The sequence below is a fragment of the Ancylobacter sp. G4_0304 genome, from assembly GCF_047501495.1.
Classification (GTDB): Bacteria; Pseudomonadota; Alphaproteobacteria; order Rhizobiales; family Xanthobacteraceae; genus Ancylobacter.
The window spans coordinates 66,940-85,466 of the sequence record NZ_JAZDRM010000020.1; the positions used below are offsets into that span (position 1 = coordinate 66,940).

Sequence of the window (18,527 nt, forward strand, 5' to 3'; positions counted from 1 at the left end):
CCATGTTGAAGAACACTTTCGCCGCCGCCGGCCTCGCCTGCGCGCTCGCCCTCGCCGCCGTGCCCGCACACGCTGCCGAGAAGCTGACCGTGCTGCTGGACTGGTATGTGAACCCCGACCACGCGCCGCTGATCGTCGCCAAGGAAAAGGGCCTGTTCGAGCAGCACGGGCTCGACGTGACGCTGGTGCCGCCGGCCGATCCCTCCGCCCCGCCGCGCCTTGTCGCCGCCGGGCAGGCCGAGATCGCGGTCAGCTATCAGCCGAGCCTCTACCAGTCGGTGGCCGAAGGCCTGCCGCTGGCGCGCGTCGGCACGCTGGTCTCGACCCCGCTCACCGCGCTGGTCGCGCTGAAGGACGGGCCGGTGAAGACGCTCGCCGATCTCAAGGGCAAGACCGTGGGCTTCTCGGTCGCTGGCTTCGAGGATGCGCTGCTCGGCACCATGCTGACCGACGCCGGGCTGAAGCCCTCCGATGTCACCATGATCAACGTCAACTTCGCCCTCACTCCGGCGCTGATGGCCGGCAAGGTGGATGCGGTGATCGGCGCCTATCGCAATTTCGAGCTCACCCAGATCAAGCTGGAAGGCAAGGAAGGCGTCGCTTTCTTCCCGGAAGAGCACGGCGTGCCGGTGTTCGACGAGCTGATCTACGTCGCGCACAAGGACAAGCTGAGAGATCCGCGGCTCAAGAAGTTCCTCGCCGCCGTCGAGGACGCGACCATCTACATCCTCAACCACCCGGACGAGGCGTGGGGCGTGTTCGTGAAGGCGAACCCGAAACTCGACGACGAGCTGAACCGCACCGCCTGGACCGACACGCTGCGCCGCTTCGCCCACGCCCCGGCGGCGCTGGACAGCGAGCGCTATGCCCGCTTCGCCGAGTTCATGAAAGAGCACAAGCTGATCGAGAAGGTCGAGCCGGTGTCGACCTACGCGCCGGTTCTGCCATAGGCGACCTTCGCGCGGCGCCTGAAGCATCGTCATCCCGGAACGGCCCGCTGGCCGCCTCCGGGATCAGGCCGCCGCCAGCCGCGCCGGTCCGTCCGCGTCGCGCTCCAGCCGGACATGACGCTGGTGCAGATCGATCAGCGTCGAGCGGTGGCCTATGGAGAGGATCGCGGCCTGCGGCAGCCGCCCGGCGATCAGCCGATACAGCGCCGCCTCGCCCGGCTCGTCGAGTGCCGAGGTCGCCTCGTCCAGCAGCAGCACGTCCGGCTTGATCAGCAGCGCCCGCGCCACCGCGAAGCGCTGCTGCTCGCCGCCCGACAGGATCGACGACCACAGGCCGCGCTCGTCGAGGCGACCCGCAAAGGCGCCGAGCCCCACCGCCTCCAGCACCTCGCGCAGCGCCTCGTCGGAATGCTCGACGCTCGCATCGGGATAGGCCAGCGCCCCGCGCAGCGAACCGACCGGCAGATAGGGCCGCTGCGGCAGGGTGAGCACGCGGGCGTCGGGCGCCAGCGCCATCTCGCCATGGCCATAGGGCCAGATGCCGGCCATGGCGCGCAGCAGCGTGCTCTTGCCGGAGCCCGAGGGCCCGGTCAGCAGCACCCGCTCGCCGCGATCGAGGCGCAGCCCGTCGGCGGTGACCAGCACGCGCCCGTCCGGCAGGCGCACCTCGAAGCCGTCGAGCCCGAGCATCGCGCCATCGCCGCCGGTCACGCGCCGGAAATCGATCCGCCGCGACTCGGCCTGTGTGGCCGCGACCGAAGTCTCGAAGCCGACCAGCCGGTCCACCACCGCCTTCCACTCCGCCAGCGAGGAATAGGCGGTGATGAAGAACGAGAACGAGCCCTGCACCTGACCGAAGGCCGAGGAGGTCTGCATGAGCTGGCCGAGCGTGATGCCGCCGGCGAAATAGGCCGGCGCTACGACCAGGAACGGAAACACGTTGGAAATCTGGCCATAGCCGGCGGTGAACCAGGTCAGCCGCTTCTGGGCGATCATGATGCCCCAGAAATTATGCACCACATGGGAGAACCGGGAGAGCAGCCGCGCCCGCTCGGTCGCCTCGCCGTCCATCAGCGCGATCTGTTCGCCATTTTCGCGCACGCGCACCAGATCGACGCGGTAATCCGCCTCGTAGCGCTGCTGGTTGTAGTTCAGCCCGACCAGCACCCGGCCGATGAGATGGGTCAGCCAGGTGCCGACCGCGGCATAGGCGAACGCCGCCCAGACCAGATAGCCGGGAATCCGCCAGTCGCCGCCGAACAGGCTGAAGCTGAAATCGCCCGAGAGCCCCCACAGGATCACCGCGAAGGAGGTCAGCGTCATCACCGCGTTGAGAAGCCCCATGAAAAGGCTGAGCGTCTGGGCGATATAGGCCTGCACGTCCTCGGCGATACGCTGGTCGGGGTTGTCGGCGGTGTCGCCCTTTAGCCGCATCAGGTAATGCGTCTTGTCCGCCAGCCAGCCGGAAAGATAGCGTTCCGTCATCCAGGTGCGCCAGCGTATTTCCAGCCATTGCCGCAGATAGAGCTGGTACACCGCGACGACGATCGCGCCCGCCGCATAGAGCATGAACAGCCAGAGCTGATGAGTGAAGGCGGCGAAGTCCTTCTCCTGGATCGCATTGTAGAACGCGTTGTTCCACTCATTGATCAGAACGATGGCGTAGACCCAGGCGACCTCCAGCCCGATCACCGCCGCCAGCAGCGCGCCGCCGCGCCATTTGTCCTCGCTGCGGAAATAGGGCGAGGAAAGACGCCAGAAATCGGCGAGCAGAGAGAGGACAGCACGCAAGCGGAACACTCCGGCCTCAAGGATGCACAAAGAAAAACGGCGCGCACGGGACGCGCCGTCTCAAACAGTCATTGAAAAGGATGCAGGCGGGAGAATGACGATCAAATTAATAATCGGAAAGCTTCGAGCGAATATTTGGCGACGGCACTTAGCTGCCGACGGAAAGGCCCTCGCTCAGGAGCGCGTGTCGCGCGCCGAGGCGAGCAGCGCGGCGCTGTCGCCCTCGAACATCGCCGGCTCCACCAGCACCCGCGCCGGCGCGTACGCCGCCATATGCAGCGACGCCTCGCTCGTCTCATCCCGCCGGTCGGCGTAAAAACCCGCGGCCCCAATGATCGCGATCGAGGACAGGGCGAGGAAAAGCTTGGCGATCATGAGCTTGTGCATGGCGTCTCTCCATCCCTCAAGGCCCGCCTCTGCGGCCGAACCTTGATATGGGGACATTACACCATGCACATGCGCCGCTCACGATACCAGAACGCACCGCTATGATTGCGTTCGTGCAATTTGAAAACGCCGTCAGCCTTTAGACTTGGCGGGAGTGGCAGCCGGCGACTTCTCCGGCGCGATCTTATGCGTGTGGAACATCCGGCCCCAGGGCTACCTGGATTCATGCAGCGTCTGCCAGAACGCTTTACGATCATCCTTGCTACGGCCACCGGCAGAGGCGGCGGTGATGCCGAACGTGGCGATCAGGGCGGCGGCTACGAGGACGCGGAACGCGGCTGGGCGCGCGAGATCAAGACGAGACATGGCGTTTCTCCTATCAGCGCCGTGTCGGATTGGAACGGCAGCGTTAAGAGAGAGCTATGTCGTCCGCGACTGGATCGTTACGGATGTTTTTGCAGCCCTGCCCACCGCCCCATGCACGGGCAGCGCGGCTCAAATGAAGCGCTTGCGGATGTTCTGGCTGATCATGTCCAGCAGCGAGACGGTGAGCACCACGATGATCAGGATCGCCGAGGCCTGCGAGTAGAGGAAGCCGCGCATGGTCTCGTTGAAGGTCATGCCGATGCCGCCGCCACCGACGATGCCGAGCACCGTGGCCGAGCGGACATTGGATTCGAAGCGGTACAGCGCATAGGAGATCCACAGCGGCATCACCTGCGGCAGCACGCCGTAGATGATTTCCTGCAGCCAGGTGCCTCCCGTGCCGCGAATACCCTCCACCGGCGCGGGGTCGATCGCCTCCACCGCCTCGGAGAACAGCTTGGCAACCACGCCGGTGGTGTGGATGAACAGCGCCAGCACGCCGGCGAACGGACCGAGGCCGACGGCGGCAATGAAGATCAGCGCGAACACCAGCTCGTTGATGGCGCGGCAGGCATCCATGACCCGGCGGATCGGGAACGCCACCCAGTGCGGCACCACGTTCTCCGCCGAGAGAATGCCGAAGGGGATGCCGACGATCACCGCCAGCACCGTGCCCCAGATCGCGATCGCCAGCGTCTCCAGCATCGCGTTGAAATAGACGTCCCAGTCGGTGAAGTCCGGGCGCAGGAAATCGGCGCCGAGCGTCGCCATGTTGCCGGCGTCGCGCAGCAGCTGCGCCGGGTTCATCTCGGCTTCGTACCAGGCCGCCACCAGCACCGCGATCACGAGGGCGGCCAGCGCGAGGCGCGTCAGCCGGGTGACAATCGGCGTCACCGGCGGGGCGGGCATCGTGGCGAGATCGGCGGCGGTGCGGCGGGCGGCGTGGGAGACGGACATCTCGTCATTTCCTGCGTCATCCCGGCCGCGTGCGCAGCCGGAGAGCCGGAGCGCTGCCCCGGCGGGATCGGTTATCCCGGAGCGGCCTCGCGGCGCTCCGGGATGACGTTGCGTGTCTGATGGCGGCGAACCGGCAGGCCCGCCGGCGCCTCACATGGCGGGCAGCTTCTTCTGCTGCGCGTCGAGATCGGCGAGCTGGGCATCGATCTTCTTCAGCTCGGCGGCCTTCTCGTCGGCGGAGAGCTTGTCGTTCTTCTCGGCCTTGACGCGGGACTTGAACAGTTCGAGCTGGCGGATCGGGATCAGCTGCGCGTCGGAGGAGGCGAGGAACGGGCCCCAGCCGTCCGAGGTCTTGGCGAGCACGGCGCGGGCATGCTCGATTTCTTCCGGCGTGCCGTTGCGGCCATAGGTCATGAAGAAGGTGTAGATCTTGGCCTTGAGGTCGGCCGGCAGATCCTTGCGCCACACGATCGGGTCGCCGGCGATCATGGGCGAGCGCCACACTTCCTTGATCTTCGCCGCCTCATCCGGGCGGGTCTGCTGCAGGCGGGTCATGTTCTCGGTGTTGTTGGTCGCGAAATCGACCTGCTTGTTGGCGACCGCGAGCAGGTTGCCTTCATGGTTCGAGGTCACGACGCGCTTGTAGCACTTCGTCGGGTCCACATTGTTCATGGCGAACACGTAGTAGCTCGGCACCAGGTTGCCCGAGGTGGAGTTCGGGTCGCCATTGCCGAAATTGTAGCCCTTGGTGCAGTCGAGGATGTCCTTGAGGCCGTTGATGTCGTTGCGGTCGACATTGGTGACGATCAGCGAATAATAGCCCGAGGAACCGTCCGGCTTGGCGGTCTTCACGAAGACTTCGCCGTTGGAGCGGTCAACCGCCTCCATGGCCGACTTGTTGCCGAACCACGCCACATCGACCTTCTTGAAGCGCATGCCTTCGATCACGCCGGCATAGTCGCCAACGAAGAACGGCTTCACCGGGACGCCGATCGCCTTTTCCATGTCCTTGAGCAGGGGCTCGAAGCTCTTGGCGAGGTTGGCGGAGGATTCGGTGGAGATGAAGCCGAAGTTCAGCTCCTTGACTTCCTGCGCCGCCAGCGGGGCGGTGAGGCCGGCAAGCACGAGGCCGGCCGCGAGAATGCGCTTCATGGGGGTCGCTCCTGTCAGGATACGGTCTGGGTAACGTGGGTCTCGGCCGGCACGGAGGCGCCGACAGCGAACTGGCTGGGCAGGATCAGCTCCTCGGCGCTGGCGCCGTAGAGCTCGGTCAGGAACGCGGCGTTGATCTGCGAGGCCGGCCCGTCGAACACGACGCGGCCGGCATCCATCGCGATCACGCGGTCGAAATAGGCGGTCGCGTAGTCGACCTGATGCAGCGAGACCACCAGCGCGATGCCGTGGTCGCGGCTCATGGTCACCAGCGTGTCCATCACGCGCTTGGCCGATTTCGGATCGAGCGAGGCGATGGGCTCGTCGGCCAGCACGAGCTTGGCGCCCTGCACCAGCGCGCGGGCGATGGCGACGCGCTGCTGCTGGCCACCGGAAAGTTCGCGGGCGCGCTTGGCGGCATGGGCCTGGATGCCCACCTCGGCGAGCGCGGCATAGGCGGTGCGCCGTTCATCGGTATTGAACAGCCCGAGCGTGCCGCGCAGCGCGCTCATCCGACCCAGCGCGCCGACCAGCACATTGGTCAGACCGTCAGGCGGCCCGAGAGCGCGAATTGCTGGAACACGAGGCCGATATGGCGGCGGGCGCGACGCACATCGCTCGCCAGCCGGCCGCCCTGCTGCACGTTCACCCCGAAGGAGCGCACCACGCCGGTGCCCGGCGCGCCCTTGTCGGCCAGCACGAGGCCGGAGGCGATACGGATCAGTGTCGACTTGCCGGAGCCTGACGCCCCGATCAGCGCGACGCGCTCGCCGTCCTGAATGGTGAGCGTGACATTGTCCACGGCGCGGAGCTGCGTGCCCGCGCCGGCGCCGTAGGTCTTGCTCACGCGGTCGAGTTGTAGCGCTGCCGCCATCGGTCTCCCCGCCGGCTCGTTGGACACGGGCTTGGGGTAGCGACGGCACGTGACGCGTGGATGAACCTTACATTTCAGTTCAGTGACGAAGCGTCACCGCCCATCGTCACGAAGACGGGGCGCGCGGGTTTGAATTGCGGACGACGGTCGCGGTCTTGCTTTCTTCCCGGCCCGGATCGCATTGACTTTGCCATCCCTGCCGGCAAGTTTCGCTCTTCCGCGCGACGTCCCGTCCGGCGCGGATTCGGATCGCGCCGACGCTGCGGCGCCGCCCGTGAGGCAAGGTGTCTCCATGATCTATTACGCGACCATCCTGCTCACCATGGTAGTGCTGCCGCTCGTCAGCATCTCCACGGAGATGGCGACCTCGACCGGCATGGAGGGTCTCCTCGTCGTCTCCATCAAATGGTTCGCGTTCTGGGCCGTGGGGGTGCGGCTGCTTCTCGCGGGCGTGTCGCAGATCCTGCGGCCGGGCTACACGCTCAAGCATATTCTCGGCGTCGACGAGCCGCGCGCCTATGTCATCGCGCAGGAGCTGGGCTTCGCCAATGTCGCCATCGGCGCGGCGGGGCTGATTTCGCTTCTGCTGCCTGGCTGGGCGCTGCCGGTCGCTTTTGTCGGCGGCGTGTTCCTCGGCCTCGCCGGCTACAATCATCTGCGCCGCCCGCGCCGCAACATGCGCGAGAACGTGGCGATGGCCAGCGACCTGTTCGCCGCCGCCATCCTGCTCATCGCTTTCGTGCTCAGCCTGTTCTGAAAAGCCGCCGGAGGCGGAAGATCATCCCCGCCTCATTCCGTCACGGGCGGCGGATCGATGAAGACATGAAGCTCCACGATCAGGTCGTCCGCGATCCGAGCGACGTCGGCGCCGGTGACGATGACCTGGCCGGGAGGGCCGCCCTGCCAGCGCGCGATCGCGATGCCATGGTGCCCGAGAGGCGTTCCCACCGGCTCGAAGCGAAACCCCTCCGGCAATTGTCCGAGCAGCGCCCCGACCGTCTCGGAAATCCCCGCGTGGCCGGTCACCTCGCGATCGGGTTCATACAGCACCGCGTCGGGATGATAGAGCCGGTTCAGCGCGGCCATCCGGCGCGCGGGGTCTCGTTCGTTCCAGACCTCGGCGAGGTTGGTTTCGAGCAGTCCTGCCGCGTCCATGCCCATCATGCGCCTCCGAACCGGTCGCCACCCGGATGAAGCCGCTCGTCGCGGGTTCCCGGCCGATGGCTGTGCTGGTCGGGGATGCTAGCCCGGCGCCCCCGCCCTGCCCAGCCGCGCGCTGTCGGTTTCGACCTCACATATTGGGGTAGTTCGGCCCGCCGCCGCCCTCGGGGGCGACCCAGGTGATGTTGCCGTTCGGGTCCTTGATGTCGCAGGTCTTGCAGTGCACGCAGTTCTGCGCGTTGATCACGAAGACCTCGTCGCCATCCTTCTCCACCCACTCATAAACGCCGGCCGGGCAGTAGCGTGCCGAGGGACCGGCATAGACGTCGTGCTCGGACGCCTTCTGCAGCGCCATGTCGGCCACCTTCAGGTGCACCGGCTGGTCTTCCTCATGGTTGGTGTTCGACAGGAACACCGAGGACAGCTTGTCGAAGGACACGAGGCCGTCCGGCTTGGGATAGTCGATCTTCTTGGACGCCGCCGCCGGCTTCAGGCTGGCGGAATCCGGCTTGCCGTGCTTGAGCGTGCCGAAGGGCGAGACGCCGAGCAGCGTGTTGGCCCACATGTCGAGCCCGCCGAGCGCGATGCCGGCATAGGTGCCGAGCTTCGACCAGAGCGGCTTCACATTGCGCACCCGCCACAGATCGCGGCCGATGTCGGAGGCGCGCCAGCCGGCCTCGTAGCCTTCCAGCACGTCATGCTGGCGCCCGGCACCGAGCGCGGCAGCGGCGTGCTCGGCGGCCTGGATGCCGGAGAGCACGGCGTTATGGCTGCCCTTGATGCGCGGCACGTTGATGAAGCCGGCGGCGCAGCCGATCAGCGCCCCGCCGGGGAATGCCAGCTTGGGCACCGACTGGAAGCCGCCCTCGGTGATCGCCCGCGCGCCATAGGCGAGGCGCTTGCCGCCCTCAAAGGTGGAGCGCACCAGCGGATGGGTCTTGAAGCGCTGGAATTCCTCGAACGGCGCCAGCCACGGATTCGAATAGTTCAGGTGGACCACGAAGCCCACCACCACCTGCCCGTCCTCCAGATGGTAGAGGAACGAGCCGCCGCCCGTGGCATTGCCGAGTGGCCAGCCGAATGAATGCTGCACCAGGCCCGGCTGGTGCTTTTCCGGCGCCACCTTCCACAATTCCTTGAGCCCGATGCCGAATTTCTGCGGCTCGCGACCCTCGTCGAGCTTGAAGCGGGCGATGAGCTGCTTGGAGAGCTGGCCACGCGCGCCCTCCGCGAACAGCGTGTACTTGCCCCGCAACTCCATGCCGCGCGTGTAGCGGTCGGTCGGCTCGCCGTCGCGGCCGATACCCATGTCGCCCGTGGCGACGCCCGCCACCGCGCCGTCCTCGTAGAGAACCTCGTTCGCGGCGAAGCCCGGATAGATCTCGACGCCCAGTTCCTCCGCCTTGGCCGCCAGCCAGCGCGCGACATTGCCCAGCGAGCCGATATAGGCACCGTGATTGTTCATCAGCGGCGGCATCAGCGCGTTGGGCAGGCGCACCGAGCCGGCGGGGCCGAGCAGATAGAAGCGGTCGTCGGTCACCGGCGTCTTCAGCGGCGCGTCGGGATTATCCCGCCAGTCCGGGAACAGCCGGTCGAGGCCGATGGGATCGATCACCGCGCCGGAGAGGATATGCGCGCCGACCTCGGAGCCCTTCTCGACCACGACCACCGACAGATTTTCGTCGAGTTGCTTGAGGCGGATCGCCGCCGACAGCCCGGCCGGGCCCGCACCGACCACGACGACGTCATAGTCCATCGCCTCGCGTTCGGGCAGTTCGGCCGCACTCATTCCATCCTCCGGGCATGCACAGATCAGGGGCATCACGCTGATTGGACTTCTTCCACGCTTGAGCCGACCTGACAATCGGCTGTTGGATCGAATAGAATGGCCGGCATGAGCCTTGCCCCCACCGAACGCGACATCCTTTCCGACATTCTCGCCTTCCATGTCGAAGCGGGGGTGGATGCCGCGCTCGGCGACACGCCGGTCGACCGCTTCGCCGAGAGCGCGGCGGAGAAATCCGCGCGCGCCACGGCACGCCCCGCACCGCTACCGGCCACCGCCGCCGAGCCCCGCCTCGCACCGGCCGCGCGCGCGGTGCCCGCCGCTCCCCGGCCGCCGGCCGCCATCCCCTCGCCCGAGCTGGCCCCGCCCGACCTTGCCGCCACCGAGGCGCGCGAAGCCGCCGCCGCTGCGCCGACGCTGGACGCGCTGCGCGATCTCCTGGAGCGCTTCGACGGCTGCCCGCTCAAGCACACCGCGACCCGCCTCGTCTTCGCCGACGGCAATCCGCAGGCGCGGCTGATGCTGGTCGGCGAAGCGCCGGGGCGCGACGAGGACATCGAGGGCAAGCCGTTCGTCGGGCGCTCGGGCAAGCTGCTGGACCGCATGCTCGCGGCAATCGGCATCGACCGCTCCTCGGCCTATATCGCCAATGTCGTGCCGTGGCGCCCGCCGGGCAACCGTACCCCGACCCCGCAGGAAACGGCGATCTGCCTGCCCTTCATCCGCCGGCAGATCGAGCTCGCCAACCCGGACGTGCTGGTGTGCCTCGGCGGCCCCTCGGCGCAGACGCTGCTCGGCATCAAGGACGGCATCACCAAGGCGCGCGGGCGCTGGATGGAATACGACACCGGCACGCGGACCATTCCCGCGATTCCCACCTTCCATCCGGCCTATCTGCTGCGCACCCCGCTCGGCAAGCGCATGGTCTGGCGCGATCTCCTCGCGATCGAGGCGCGGCTGAAGCAGGCTTAGAGCGCTAGGATCAGGACGCGATCTCGACCGTTCGCGCCAGCCTTGCGCGGATCGGGGCGAAGGAGACGCGATGGTGTTCGCACACGCCGAGCGCCTCCAGCGCGCTGGCATGCTCGGCGGTGCCGTAACCCATGTGCCGCTCGAAGCCATAGCCGGGATGCCGGCGGCCGAGTTCGCCCATCAGCCGGTCGCGCGTCACCTTGGCGACGATCGAGGCCGCCGCGATGGAGGCCACCAGCCCGTCGCCGCCGATGATCGCCCGCGCCGCACAGGTAACGGGGGGCACGTCGCGCCCGTCCACCAGCAGCAGGCGCGGCGCGCGCGGCAGGCCGGCGCAGGCCCGCGCCAGCGCCCAGAGCGTCGCCTGGCGGATGTCGGTGGAATCGATCCGCGCCGGCGGGGCGAAGGCGAGCGCGACCTCGGCGCTGGCGCAGATGATCTCGAACAGCGCCTCGCGCCGGGCCGCGCTCAGTTTCTTGGAATCGTCGAGCCCCTCGGGCACGCGCTCGGGATCGAGGATCACGGCGGCGGCCACCACCGGCCCGGCCCAGGGCCCGCGCCCCACCTCGTCCGCGCCCGCGACCGGTGCCTCGCCGGCGGCCAGCGCCGCGCGCTCGGTGGCAAAGTCCGGCCATGTCCGCGCCGTCGCCCTCGGTGCCCGCATGCCGCCCTCTCCCTCGCCGCTCGGCGGCCTCGAATCCGCCCGCATCCACGCCCACCCCATAGCACAGCACGTAATGTGTTGGGCCATCGGGCGTGAATGGCCTATGTGGGTGACCGGCGACGCAGCAGGCGGGTCAGGGATGAATTGGTCGGAGCGTATTCAGGAATTCGTCACGCTGTGGGTGGTGATCGACCCACTCGGCACGCTGCCGGTGTTCTTCGCCGCGACGGCGATGCTGGACGCGGCAGGGCGCAAGCGCGCGGCCTATCTGTCGGTCGCCATCTCCTTCGGCGTGCTGGTGTTCTTCGCCCTTGCCGGCCACTGGCTGCTGCGGGCGATGGATGTGTCGATCGAATCCTTCCAGATCGCCGGCGGCATCGTGCTGTTCCTGTTCGCGCTGACCATGATCAGCGGCTCGGGGCACGGCAATCCCGACCCGCAGGTCGAGACCAATCCTCTCGATGTCGCGATCTACCCGCTCGCCATCCCCTCCATTGCCAGCCCCGGCGCCATGCTGGCGGCGGTGGTGCTGACCGACAATGCCCGCCATAATTTCCCGGATCGGCTGTTCACCATCGCCACCATGGCGATCGTGCTGGCAGTCACGCTCGTCATCCTCTTGTTGGCTGGCCGCATCTCGCGCCTCATCGGGCGCGGCGGTGGCTCGATTATCAGCCGCGTCATGGGCATGATCCTCGCCGCGCTGGCGGTCGACCTCATCCTCAGCGCCTCGGCGAAGTGGCTGAACCTGCCGCCGATCTGAGCGGCTTTCAGATTTCCACCGGCGGCGGCGCGCCCAGATGTTTGGCGAGAAACGCCCCGGTGCGGGTCCAGGCCAGTTCCGCCGCCTTGGGGTCGTAGCGCGCGGGATTGGTGTCGTTGTTGAAGGCGTGGTTGGCGCCGTCATAGACATGGACGGTGTAGTCCTTGCCCGCCGCCTTCAGCGCCGCCTCATAGGCCGCGATGCCTTCGTTGATGCGGGCGTCGAGCCCGGCATATTGCAGCAGCAGCGCGGCCTTGATGTCCGGCACGCGGTCGAGTGGGGGCTGCGCGCCGTAATAGGCGACGCCGGCCTTCAGCTCCGGGCTCGCCTCGGCCAGCAGGTTCACCAGTCCCCCGCCCCAGCAGAAGCCCACGGCGCCGACATTGCCGGTCGAGGCCGTATGGGCTTTGAGGAACCGCACCGCGTCCACCGCGCGCGCCACCGTGGTCGGCCGGTCGAGCGCGGCGATCATCTCGCGCGCCTTGTCCTCGTCGGCCGGCGTGCCGCCGTCGGGTGACAGCAGATCGACACCGAAGGCGAGATAGCCTTCCAGCGCGAGGCGGCGGGTGACGTCCTTGATATGGGGATTGAGCCCGCGGTTCTCGTGGATCACCAGCACGGCCGGCCGCTTGGCGTCGACGCGGCGGGCGCGGACCAGAGTGCCGGTGACCGGCGTTCCCGCCGAGAGATATTGCTCGGTGGCGATATCGAGCCGAGCATCGTCCTCCGGCACGATCGCGGCGCGGGCATAATCGTTCTGGAGCAGCGGCAGCATCGCGGCGGCGGCGGCGAGGCTGCCGGCCAGCGTCGCGAGCCGGTCCATGAATTCCCGCCGGCCGATCTGGCCATGGGTGAAGCGGTCGTAGAGATCGATGATGCGCTGGTCCATCGGCACGCCTCCCTGTTCGCGCCAGCCTGGACCCGAAACACGGCGCACGCACATCAGAATTAGGGGAGCGGTATCGAGGGACCGATAACGGCGGCGAAGCGACCGCAACCCGCCCGGTCGCATGGCCGGGCCCTATCGCAGGCGTCATCCTGGACGGCCGAAGCACCGATCCGGGATCGCATGAACATCGGGATGCGCTCTGGCTCGGCACGGCGCTCCGGTCAGGGTGACGGCTTAAGACCTCGCCACCAAACGAAAAGGGCGCAGCTCGCGCCGCGCCCTTCCGTAAATCGAACGGACAGACTTCCTCGGAAATCCATGCCGCCACGTGAACCCGGCTTGCCGGGTTCACGCACTAGAAACCGCGTTGGCGGAGTGGACTTCCTCAGAAATCCATGCCGCCCATGCCGCCGCCCGCCCAAGTCGGCTGTTGCCGACTTGGAACTCATGCGTAAAGCCGGGCGGCTTTCGGACTTCCTCAGAAATCCATGCCGCCCATGCCGCCGCCCGGCATGGCGGGAGCCGCCGCGGGGGGCTTCGGCAGGTCGGCGACCATGGCCTCGGTCGTGATCAGCAGGCCGGCGATCGAGGCGGCGTCCTGAAGGGCGGTGCGCACGACCTTGGCCGGGTCCACGATGCCGGCGGCGATCATGTCCACGAACTCTTCGGTCTGAGCGTTGAAGCCGAAGTTCTGGTCCTTCGATTCCTGCACCTTGCCGACCACGATCGAGCCTTCCACGCCGGCGTTCTCGGCGATCTGGCGGATCGGCGCCTCAAGCGCCTTCAGCACGATCTTGATGCCGGCCTGGATGTCGGGGTTGTCGGAGGTCAGCTTCTCGACCGCCTTCTTGGCGCGCAGCAGGGCGATGCCGCCGCCGGGGACGATGCCTTCCTGCACCGCCGCGCGGGTGGCGTTCAGCGCGTCGTCCACGCGGTCCTTCTTCTCCTTCACCTCGACCTCGGTCGCGCCGCCGACGCGGATCACCGCGACGCCGCCCGCGAGCTTGGCCAGACGCTCCTGGAGCTTCTCGCGGTCGTAGTCCGAGGTGGTCTCCTCGATCTGCTGCTTGATCTGGCCGACGCGGGCCTCGATGTCCTTCTTCTTGCCGGCGCCGTCGACGATGGTGGTCTTTTCCTTCTCGATCACCACCTTCTTGGCGCGGCCGAGCATGGCGAGCGTGACGCTCTCCAGCTTGATGCCGAGCTCTTCGGAGATCACCTGGCCGCCGGAGAGGATGGCGATGTCCTCAAGCATGGCCTTGCGGCGGTCGCCGAAGCCCGGCGCCTTGACGGCCGCGACCTTGAGGCCGCCGCGCAGCTTGTTGACGACGAGCGTGGCCAGAGCCTCGCCTTCGACGTCCTCGGCGATGATGACCAGCGGCTTGCCGGACTGCACCACGGCTTCGAGAACCGGCAGGATCGCCTGGAGGCCCGAGAGCTTCTTGTCGAAGATCAGCAGATAGGCGTCTTCCAGATCCACGAGCATCTTCTCGGGATTGGTGACGAAGTACGGCGAGAGATAGCCGCGGTCGAACTGCATGCCCTCGACCACGTCGAGCTCGGTCTCGGCGGTCTTGGCTTCCTCGACGGTGATGACACCCTCGTTGCCGACCTTCTGCATCGCGCCGGCGATCATCTCGCCGATCGACGAGTCGCCATTGGCGGAGATGGTGCCGACCTGCGCGACTTCGCCGGTGGACTTCACCTTCTTGGCGCGCTTCTCGATGTCCCTGATGGCCTCGGCGCTGGCGAGGTCGATGCCGCGCTTGAGGTCCATCGGGTTCATGCCGGCGGCCACGGACTTGGCGCCCTCGCGGACGATCGCCTGGGCCAGCACGGTGGCGGTGGTGGTGCCGTCGCCGGCGAGGTCGTTGGTCTTCGAGGCCACTTCGCGCACCATCTGCGCGCCCATGTTCTCGAACTTGTCTTCGAGCTCGATCTCCTTGGCGACAGTCACGCCGTCCTTGGTGATGCGGGGAGCGCCGAAGCTCTTGTCGATCACGACGTTACGGCCCTTCGGGCCCAGCGTCACCTTCACCGCATTGGCGAGGATGTCGACGCCGCGCAGCATCTTGTCGCGCGCATCGCCTGCGAATTTTACGTCCTTGGCGGCCATGAGGCTCACTCCTGAATGGGGGGCGTTCAGCCCGCCTTGAGGCGGGCCGTTGCGTCAGGCAATCAAGCCGGCCTCAGCCGACGATGCCCATGACGTCGGATTCCTTCATGATCAGCAGGTCCTGGCCGTCGATCTTGACCTCGGTGCCGGACCACTTGCCGAACAGCACCTTGTCGCCCGCCTTCACGTCGAGCGGAACCAGCTTGCCGGCCTCGTCGCGGCCACCCGGGCCCACGGCGACGACTTCACCCTGCGAGGGCTTTTCCTTGGCGCTGTCGGGGATGATGATGCCGCCAGCGGTCTTCTCTTCCGCGTCGAGGCGCTTCACCACGATACGGTCGTGCAGGGGGCGGAATTTCAGCTTGGCCATCGGTGGTTCCTCGGTCTTCCTGTCTCGCGCCGGCGCGGCGCTCACTGAGCGGACATCTTGGCACTCATCGACAGCGAGTGCCAGCCGCTGCCGAGATAGGCAGGGGGCACGGGAGTGTCAAGCGGACACCGCCAAGACGCGTCAGTCTGCCTGCGTGTCGTAAGGTGTAATATGGTCGATCGCGCGCGCAAGCTTCGCGCTCTCGGTCTCCACGTCATAGGCCTGCTGAAAGTTCAGCCAGAAGTTCGGCGTGGTGGAGAAGAAGCGGCCAAGCCGAAGCGCGGTATCGGTGGAGATGCCGATCTCCTCGCGCACGATCCGCTCGATCCGGGTGCGCGGCAGATCAAGAGCCTTCGCAAGCTTGCCGGCGCTCATATTGAGCGGAATAAGATACTCCTCGCGAAGGAACTCGCCCGGGTGCATCGGGCGCGCAAACGTCACAGCCATGATGAATCTCCTCACCCTCAATCGTGATAGTCGACGATTTCGACATCTTCCGGGCCGGCGGATGTCCAGCGAAAGCAGATGCGCCACTGGCCGTTAATCCCGATCGAGTGCTGCCCCTTTCGATCTCCCTTGAGGGCTTCCAGCTTGTTGCCGGGCGGCGAACGAAGGTCTTCGATCAGAACCGCGGCATCAACAGCACGCAAACGACGCTCGGCGCTGCGAAGGAGATCGGGCGGGAACCCCTTCGGTACCATGCCGGAGATGACGGCCTCGACCATCTTGCCTTTCGTCGAAACGATCATCGCCGCCCTCTGAGATGTGTATCATATAACGATACACTCCGGCGTCAATAGAAACGTATCACAAAGCGATACAGCCAGCCGACCGGGCATCCCGTTCTGGGTCACACGCACGAAAAACCCGGCCTGCGGAACAGGCCGGGTTCTCAACTCTACGCAACGCTTACGCAACAGCCAGGAGGTCAGCTGACCTTCTTGATGTTCTTCTCGACCGAGGCCTTGATCGGCTCGGCGGTCTCGGTCGCGACCTTCTGCGCGATCACCGACAGCTCCTTGGCCTGGGCCGAGAGCACGTCGAACTGCTTGCGCAGGTGGCCGGTGGAGAGCTCCACGGCCTCGGAGACGCTCTTGGTGCCGAGCAGGGCGCCGAAATAGTCGAAGGTGGCGTTCACATTGGCGCGCAGCGACTCGAGCGCGGCGGCGTTGTACTCGGCGACGCCCTTGGAGGCGGTCGAATAGGTGTCTTCGAGCAGGTCCGTGGTTTCCTCGGCGCTCGTCTTCAGCTTTTCATACGCCTCGCGCGCGTTCTGCACGCTCTTCTCGGCGATTTCGCGCACGGCGGCGGGAACTTCGAGATTGGCGAGATCGATCTTCGGCACCGCCGCTTCGAAAGCAGTGGTGGCGGCCTTGACGGTCTTTTTCGGGGAAGGAGCAGCAGCCTCAACCATTGGTTTTTCCTCGGTGGTTCGCGATTGCATCGGGAAGCCGGCCTTGTCTTCGCGAGCGGACAAGCTGGCGCGCGACCCGGAAAGACGTGGCCAACAGCGTCCCGCCATTGCCCTTCCCGACATCGCATCAAACTAATTGTGCACTGCAATATCATATTGCAATGCACAATCAAGAAAATTCTTCAGGAAAACGCACAAGGGCGGCGTTTGGTTCGCCCCGCCCGGCTTTTGCGGTGCACGCGGATCGGCGTCAGAAGTTGAGGCCCGGCGTGGAACCGGCGCGGCCGATGGCCTTGGCCTGCTCGGCGAGGCGATGCGCCTGCTCGGTGACAAACTCGGCGTGAAGGCGGGTCCATTCCTCGACCGTCTGCGCCTTGGCAAGGCGCGAGGCGAAGTCGAAGCTGGCGGCGATATTGGCCTCGGCAAAACCAACGCTGGTGCGCCCCAGCTCGCGAGCATTGTCATGGGCGGCGTCCACCTGCCTCCCGGCATCGTCGAACGCCTTGTGCGCAGCGGAAAGAAAGCCGTCGATCGCCGCGCGCGCCTGATCGACGCCCTGCTCGGCGATGGTCCGCAGTTCGTGCGGAATTTCAAGCTTCGGATTCTCGGCCATCTGCACCTCCCGTTAAGTTACCTGCTCAATCTAACGGCGGTCGGCATATGTACCATTCGCGCTGATGCCTACGACTAAAGTAGACATCCGATGTCGGAAAGGCAACGCGCCTTACCGATCGCGGCGGTAGAATTTCCGTTAACCTGTATCGGTGGCCAGAAGTTAACCGGAAGATGCGAAGCTGAGATGTCGCCGGCATGCCGCCATGGCAAGGAACACCGGCGGGCATTATGGTGCATTCCTGCGGCCGCGGACCGCGTAACAGGCCGGCATTTCGCCGGGGGCAATGACTGGCGAGCATGAGCATTCCGACCGACGGCCCCGCCTCTTCTGCCGCTTCCGTAGCGGATGAGGCCTTGCGTGCGCAGGCGGCGGCCGCTCTCGGTGCGGCGGCGCCGGCGCTGCTGGTGCGCGCCGACGGGCGGCTCCTCGCCGCCAACCCGGCCGGCCGCGCGCTGCTCGGCGCGCGCGAGCTTGGCGAATTGGCGCCGGTCCTTTCCCGGCTCGCTCCCACGCTGCGGCCCGGCCGCGCGCCCCGGCTGGAGCGCCTGCGCCTGCCCGGCCGGCTGACGCCCACCACCTTTGCCTGTTCGCTGATCGCCGCCGACGGCGCCAGGGCGCTGCTGATGACCTCGCTCGACGCCGCGCGCCCGCTGGCGGCTGCCAGCACCGAGCCCCAGTCCCGCGAGCCGCGGTCACGCGCGGGCGGGGATGCGCTCCCGGCCGGCATAGCGCCCTCCCCGCCGCGCACCGAGCCGGAGCGCCCCGCCCCGCCGGCCCTCACCTTCTCCTTCCCGCTGCGCTTCACCTGGCAGACCGACGCGGATGCGCGGCTGAGCCATGTCGATCCGCGCCTCGCCACCGCGCTCGGCATGCCGGCGGAAAGCCTGCGCGGGCGCGACTGGCGCGCGCTCGGCGCTGTCCCCGCTCATGAGGCCGTGCTGGCGGGGCGCAGCTTCAGCCATCTGCCGATCACGCTCACCGCCCCGCGCGGCGAGGCCTTCGCCGTCGAGCTGGGCGGCGCCCCGGCGCGCGAGGAAGGCATGCGCGGCTTCGGCGTGGTGAAGCAGCGGATTGACGCGGCGCCGGCCTCGGTCCCGCCGACCGTGATCGAGCCTCCGGTCGCCGAAGTCTCGACCGCAGAGCCCCCGACAGACACGACGCCTGCGCTTGCGCAACCGATCGCGCCGGAACCGGCAGCAACTCACTTGCCCGTCGCGGAACCCGAAGCACCGGCCGACGCTGCGCGCCCCCTCCCCCCGGAGCCCGCCGCGCCGGAAGCCGCGACGCCCGCGCCGCAGC

The 18,527-nt window shown here is 67.2% G+C and carries 21 protein-coding genes and 1 pseudogene; 5 read left to right on the plus strand and 17 right to left on the minus strand.

From position 1 onward, the window contains the following. Positions 1-2 precede the first annotated feature (2 nt). The gene (locus VRZ77_RS13050) at positions 3-950 is read left to right on the plus strand and encodes an ABC transporter substrate-binding protein (protein WP_414593089.1); all 948 of its coding nucleotides are present in this window, start codon (positions 3-5) and stop codon (positions 948-950) included. A 63-nt stretch (positions 951-1,013) separates the two neighbouring features. Here the strand turns inward: VRZ77_RS13050 and VRZ77_RS13055 are convergent, their stop codons facing one another. From VRZ77_RS13055 to VRZ77_RS13085, 7 genes are all read right to left on the minus strand, one after another. Continuing rightward, positions 1,014-2,741, minus strand: coding sequence for an ABC transporter ATP-binding protein/permease (locus VRZ77_RS13055; RefSeq protein WP_414593090.1), 1,728 nt, complete (start codon positions 2,739-2,741; stop codon positions 1,014-1,016). 174 nt (positions 2,742-2,915) lie between these two features. Continuing rightward, positions 2,916-3,128, minus strand: coding sequence for a hypothetical protein (locus tag VRZ77_RS13060; protein WP_414593091.1), 213 nt, complete (start codon positions 3,126-3,128; stop codon positions 2,916-2,918). A 213-nt stretch (positions 3,129-3,341) separates the two neighbouring features. Further along, positions 3,342-3,494 carry a hypothetical protein gene (locus VRZ77_RS13065; RefSeq protein WP_414593092.1) on the minus strand — a complete coding sequence of 51 codons (153 nt, stop codon included), beginning with the start codon at positions 3,492-3,494 and terminating at the stop codon, positions 3,342-3,344. A 129-nt stretch (positions 3,495-3,623) separates the two neighbouring features. Then, a complete protein-coding gene (phnE, locus tag VRZ77_RS13070) occupies positions 3,624-4,451 on the minus strand; it encodes a phosphonate ABC transporter, permease protein PhnE (protein WP_414593093.1) in 828 nt (275 codons plus the stop codon). 150 nt (positions 4,452-4,601) lie between these two features. Then, complete coding sequence (gene phnD / locus VRZ77_RS13075) at positions 4,602-5,603, minus strand: phosphonate ABC transporter substrate-binding protein (protein WP_414593094.1); 1,002 nt, start codon at positions 5,601-5,603, stop codon at positions 4,602-4,604. A 14-nt stretch (positions 5,604-5,617) separates the two neighbouring features. Further along, complete coding sequence (locus VRZ77_RS13080) at positions 5,618-6,115, minus strand: phosphonate ABC transporter ATP-binding protein (protein WP_414593095.1); 498 nt, start codon at positions 6,113-6,115, stop codon at positions 5,618-5,620. 29 nt (positions 6,116-6,144) lie between these two features. Beyond that, positions 6,145-6,477, minus strand: coding sequence for an ATP-binding cassette domain-containing protein (locus tag VRZ77_RS13085; protein ID WP_414593096.1), 333 nt, complete (start codon positions 6,475-6,477; stop codon positions 6,145-6,147). 292 nt (positions 6,478-6,769) lie between these two features. On the opposite strand from VRZ77_RS13085, the gene VRZ77_RS13090 reads away from it, so the two are divergent. Further along, positions 6,770-7,234, plus strand: coding sequence for a DUF6790 family protein (locus tag VRZ77_RS13090; RefSeq protein ID WP_414593097.1), 465 nt, complete (start codon positions 6,770-6,772; stop codon positions 7,232-7,234). Positions 7,235-7,266: 32 nt separating this feature from the next. Here VRZ77_RS13090 and VRZ77_RS13095 read toward each other — a convergent pair whose 3' ends face one another. Both VRZ77_RS13095 and VRZ77_RS13100 read right to left on the minus strand, forming a co-directional pair. Next, positions 7,267-7,641, minus strand: coding sequence for a nuclear transport factor 2 family protein (locus VRZ77_RS13095; RefSeq protein WP_414593098.1), 375 nt, complete (start codon positions 7,639-7,641; stop codon positions 7,267-7,269). A 127-nt stretch (positions 7,642-7,768) separates the two neighbouring features. Continuing rightward, positions 7,769-9,427, minus strand: a complete 1,659-nt coding sequence (locus VRZ77_RS13100; RefSeq protein WP_414593099.1) for a 4Fe-4S dicluster domain-containing protein — start codon at positions 9,425-9,427, stop codon at positions 7,769-7,771. Positions 9,428-9,532: 105 nt separating this feature from the next. On the opposite strand from VRZ77_RS13100, the gene VRZ77_RS13105 reads away from it, so the two are divergent. Continuing rightward, positions 9,533-10,396, plus strand: coding sequence for a uracil-DNA glycosylase (locus VRZ77_RS13105; RefSeq protein WP_414593100.1), 864 nt, complete (start codon positions 9,533-9,535; stop codon positions 10,394-10,396). Between the two features lie 10 nt (positions 10,397-10,406). On the opposite strand, the gene VRZ77_RS13110 is transcribed toward VRZ77_RS13105, so the two are convergent. Beyond that, entirely contained in the window at positions 10,407-11,060 is a 654-nt protein-coding gene (locus tag VRZ77_RS13110) for a ribonuclease HII (protein ID WP_414593101.1), read from the minus strand. A gap of 139 nt (positions 11,061-11,199) precedes the next feature. On the opposite strand from VRZ77_RS13110, the gene VRZ77_RS13115 reads away from it, so the two are divergent. Continuing rightward, positions 11,200-11,823 (plus strand): MarC family protein, encoded by a 624-nt coding sequence (locus VRZ77_RS13115; protein ID WP_414593102.1) that lies wholly within the window; start codon positions 11,200-11,202, stop codon positions 11,821-11,823. Positions 11,824-11,830: 7 nt separating this feature from the next. Here VRZ77_RS13115 and VRZ77_RS13120 read toward each other — a convergent pair whose 3' ends face one another. From VRZ77_RS13120 to VRZ77_RS13150, 7 genes are all read right to left on the minus strand, one after another. Further along, entirely contained in the window at positions 11,831-12,712 is an 882-nt protein-coding gene (locus VRZ77_RS13120; RefSeq protein WP_414593103.1) for a dienelactone hydrolase family protein, read from the minus strand. A gap of 478 nt (positions 12,713-13,190) precedes the next feature. Continuing rightward, positions 13,191-14,828: a chaperonin GroEL gene (gene groL / locus VRZ77_RS13125; RefSeq protein ID WP_414593104.1), complete on the minus strand. Its 1,638-nt coding sequence runs from the start codon at positions 14,826-14,828 to the stop codon at positions 13,191-13,193. Positions 14,829-14,901: 73 nt separating this feature from the next. Then, on the minus strand, positions 14,902-15,198 hold the full coding sequence (gene groES, locus VRZ77_RS13130; protein ID WP_013165451.1) for a co-chaperone GroES: 297 nt from the start codon (positions 15,196-15,198) through the stop codon (positions 14,902-14,904). Between the two features lie 141 nt (positions 15,199-15,339). Further along, positions 15,340-15,645 carry a HigA family addiction module antitoxin gene (locus VRZ77_RS13135; protein WP_414593105.1) on the minus strand — a complete coding sequence of 102 codons (306 nt, stop codon included), beginning with the start codon at positions 15,643-15,645 and terminating at the stop codon, positions 15,340-15,342. Positions 15,646-15,662: 17 nt separating this feature from the next. Next, the gene (locus VRZ77_RS13140; RefSeq protein ID WP_414593106.1) at positions 15,663-15,947 is read right to left on the minus strand and encodes a type II toxin-antitoxin system RelE/ParE family toxin; all 285 of its coding nucleotides are present in this window, start codon (positions 15,945-15,947) and stop codon (positions 15,663-15,665) included. 179 nt (positions 15,948-16,126) lie between these two features. Next, on the minus strand, positions 16,127-16,612 hold the full coding sequence (locus VRZ77_RS13145; RefSeq protein ID WP_414593107.1) for a phasin: 486 nt from the start codon (positions 16,610-16,612) through the stop codon (positions 16,127-16,129). Positions 16,613-16,862: 250 nt separating this feature from the next. Then, the gene (locus VRZ77_RS13150) at positions 16,863-17,225 is read right to left on the minus strand and encodes a phasin family protein (RefSeq protein WP_414593108.1); all 363 of its coding nucleotides are present in this window, start codon (positions 17,223-17,225) and stop codon (positions 16,863-16,865) included. Between the two features lie 299 nt (positions 17,226-17,524). Here VRZ77_RS13150 and VRZ77_RS13155 point away from each other — a divergent pair. Next, positions 17,525-18,527: pseudogene (locus tag VRZ77_RS13155) on the plus strand (hypothetical protein); the annotation flags it as partial.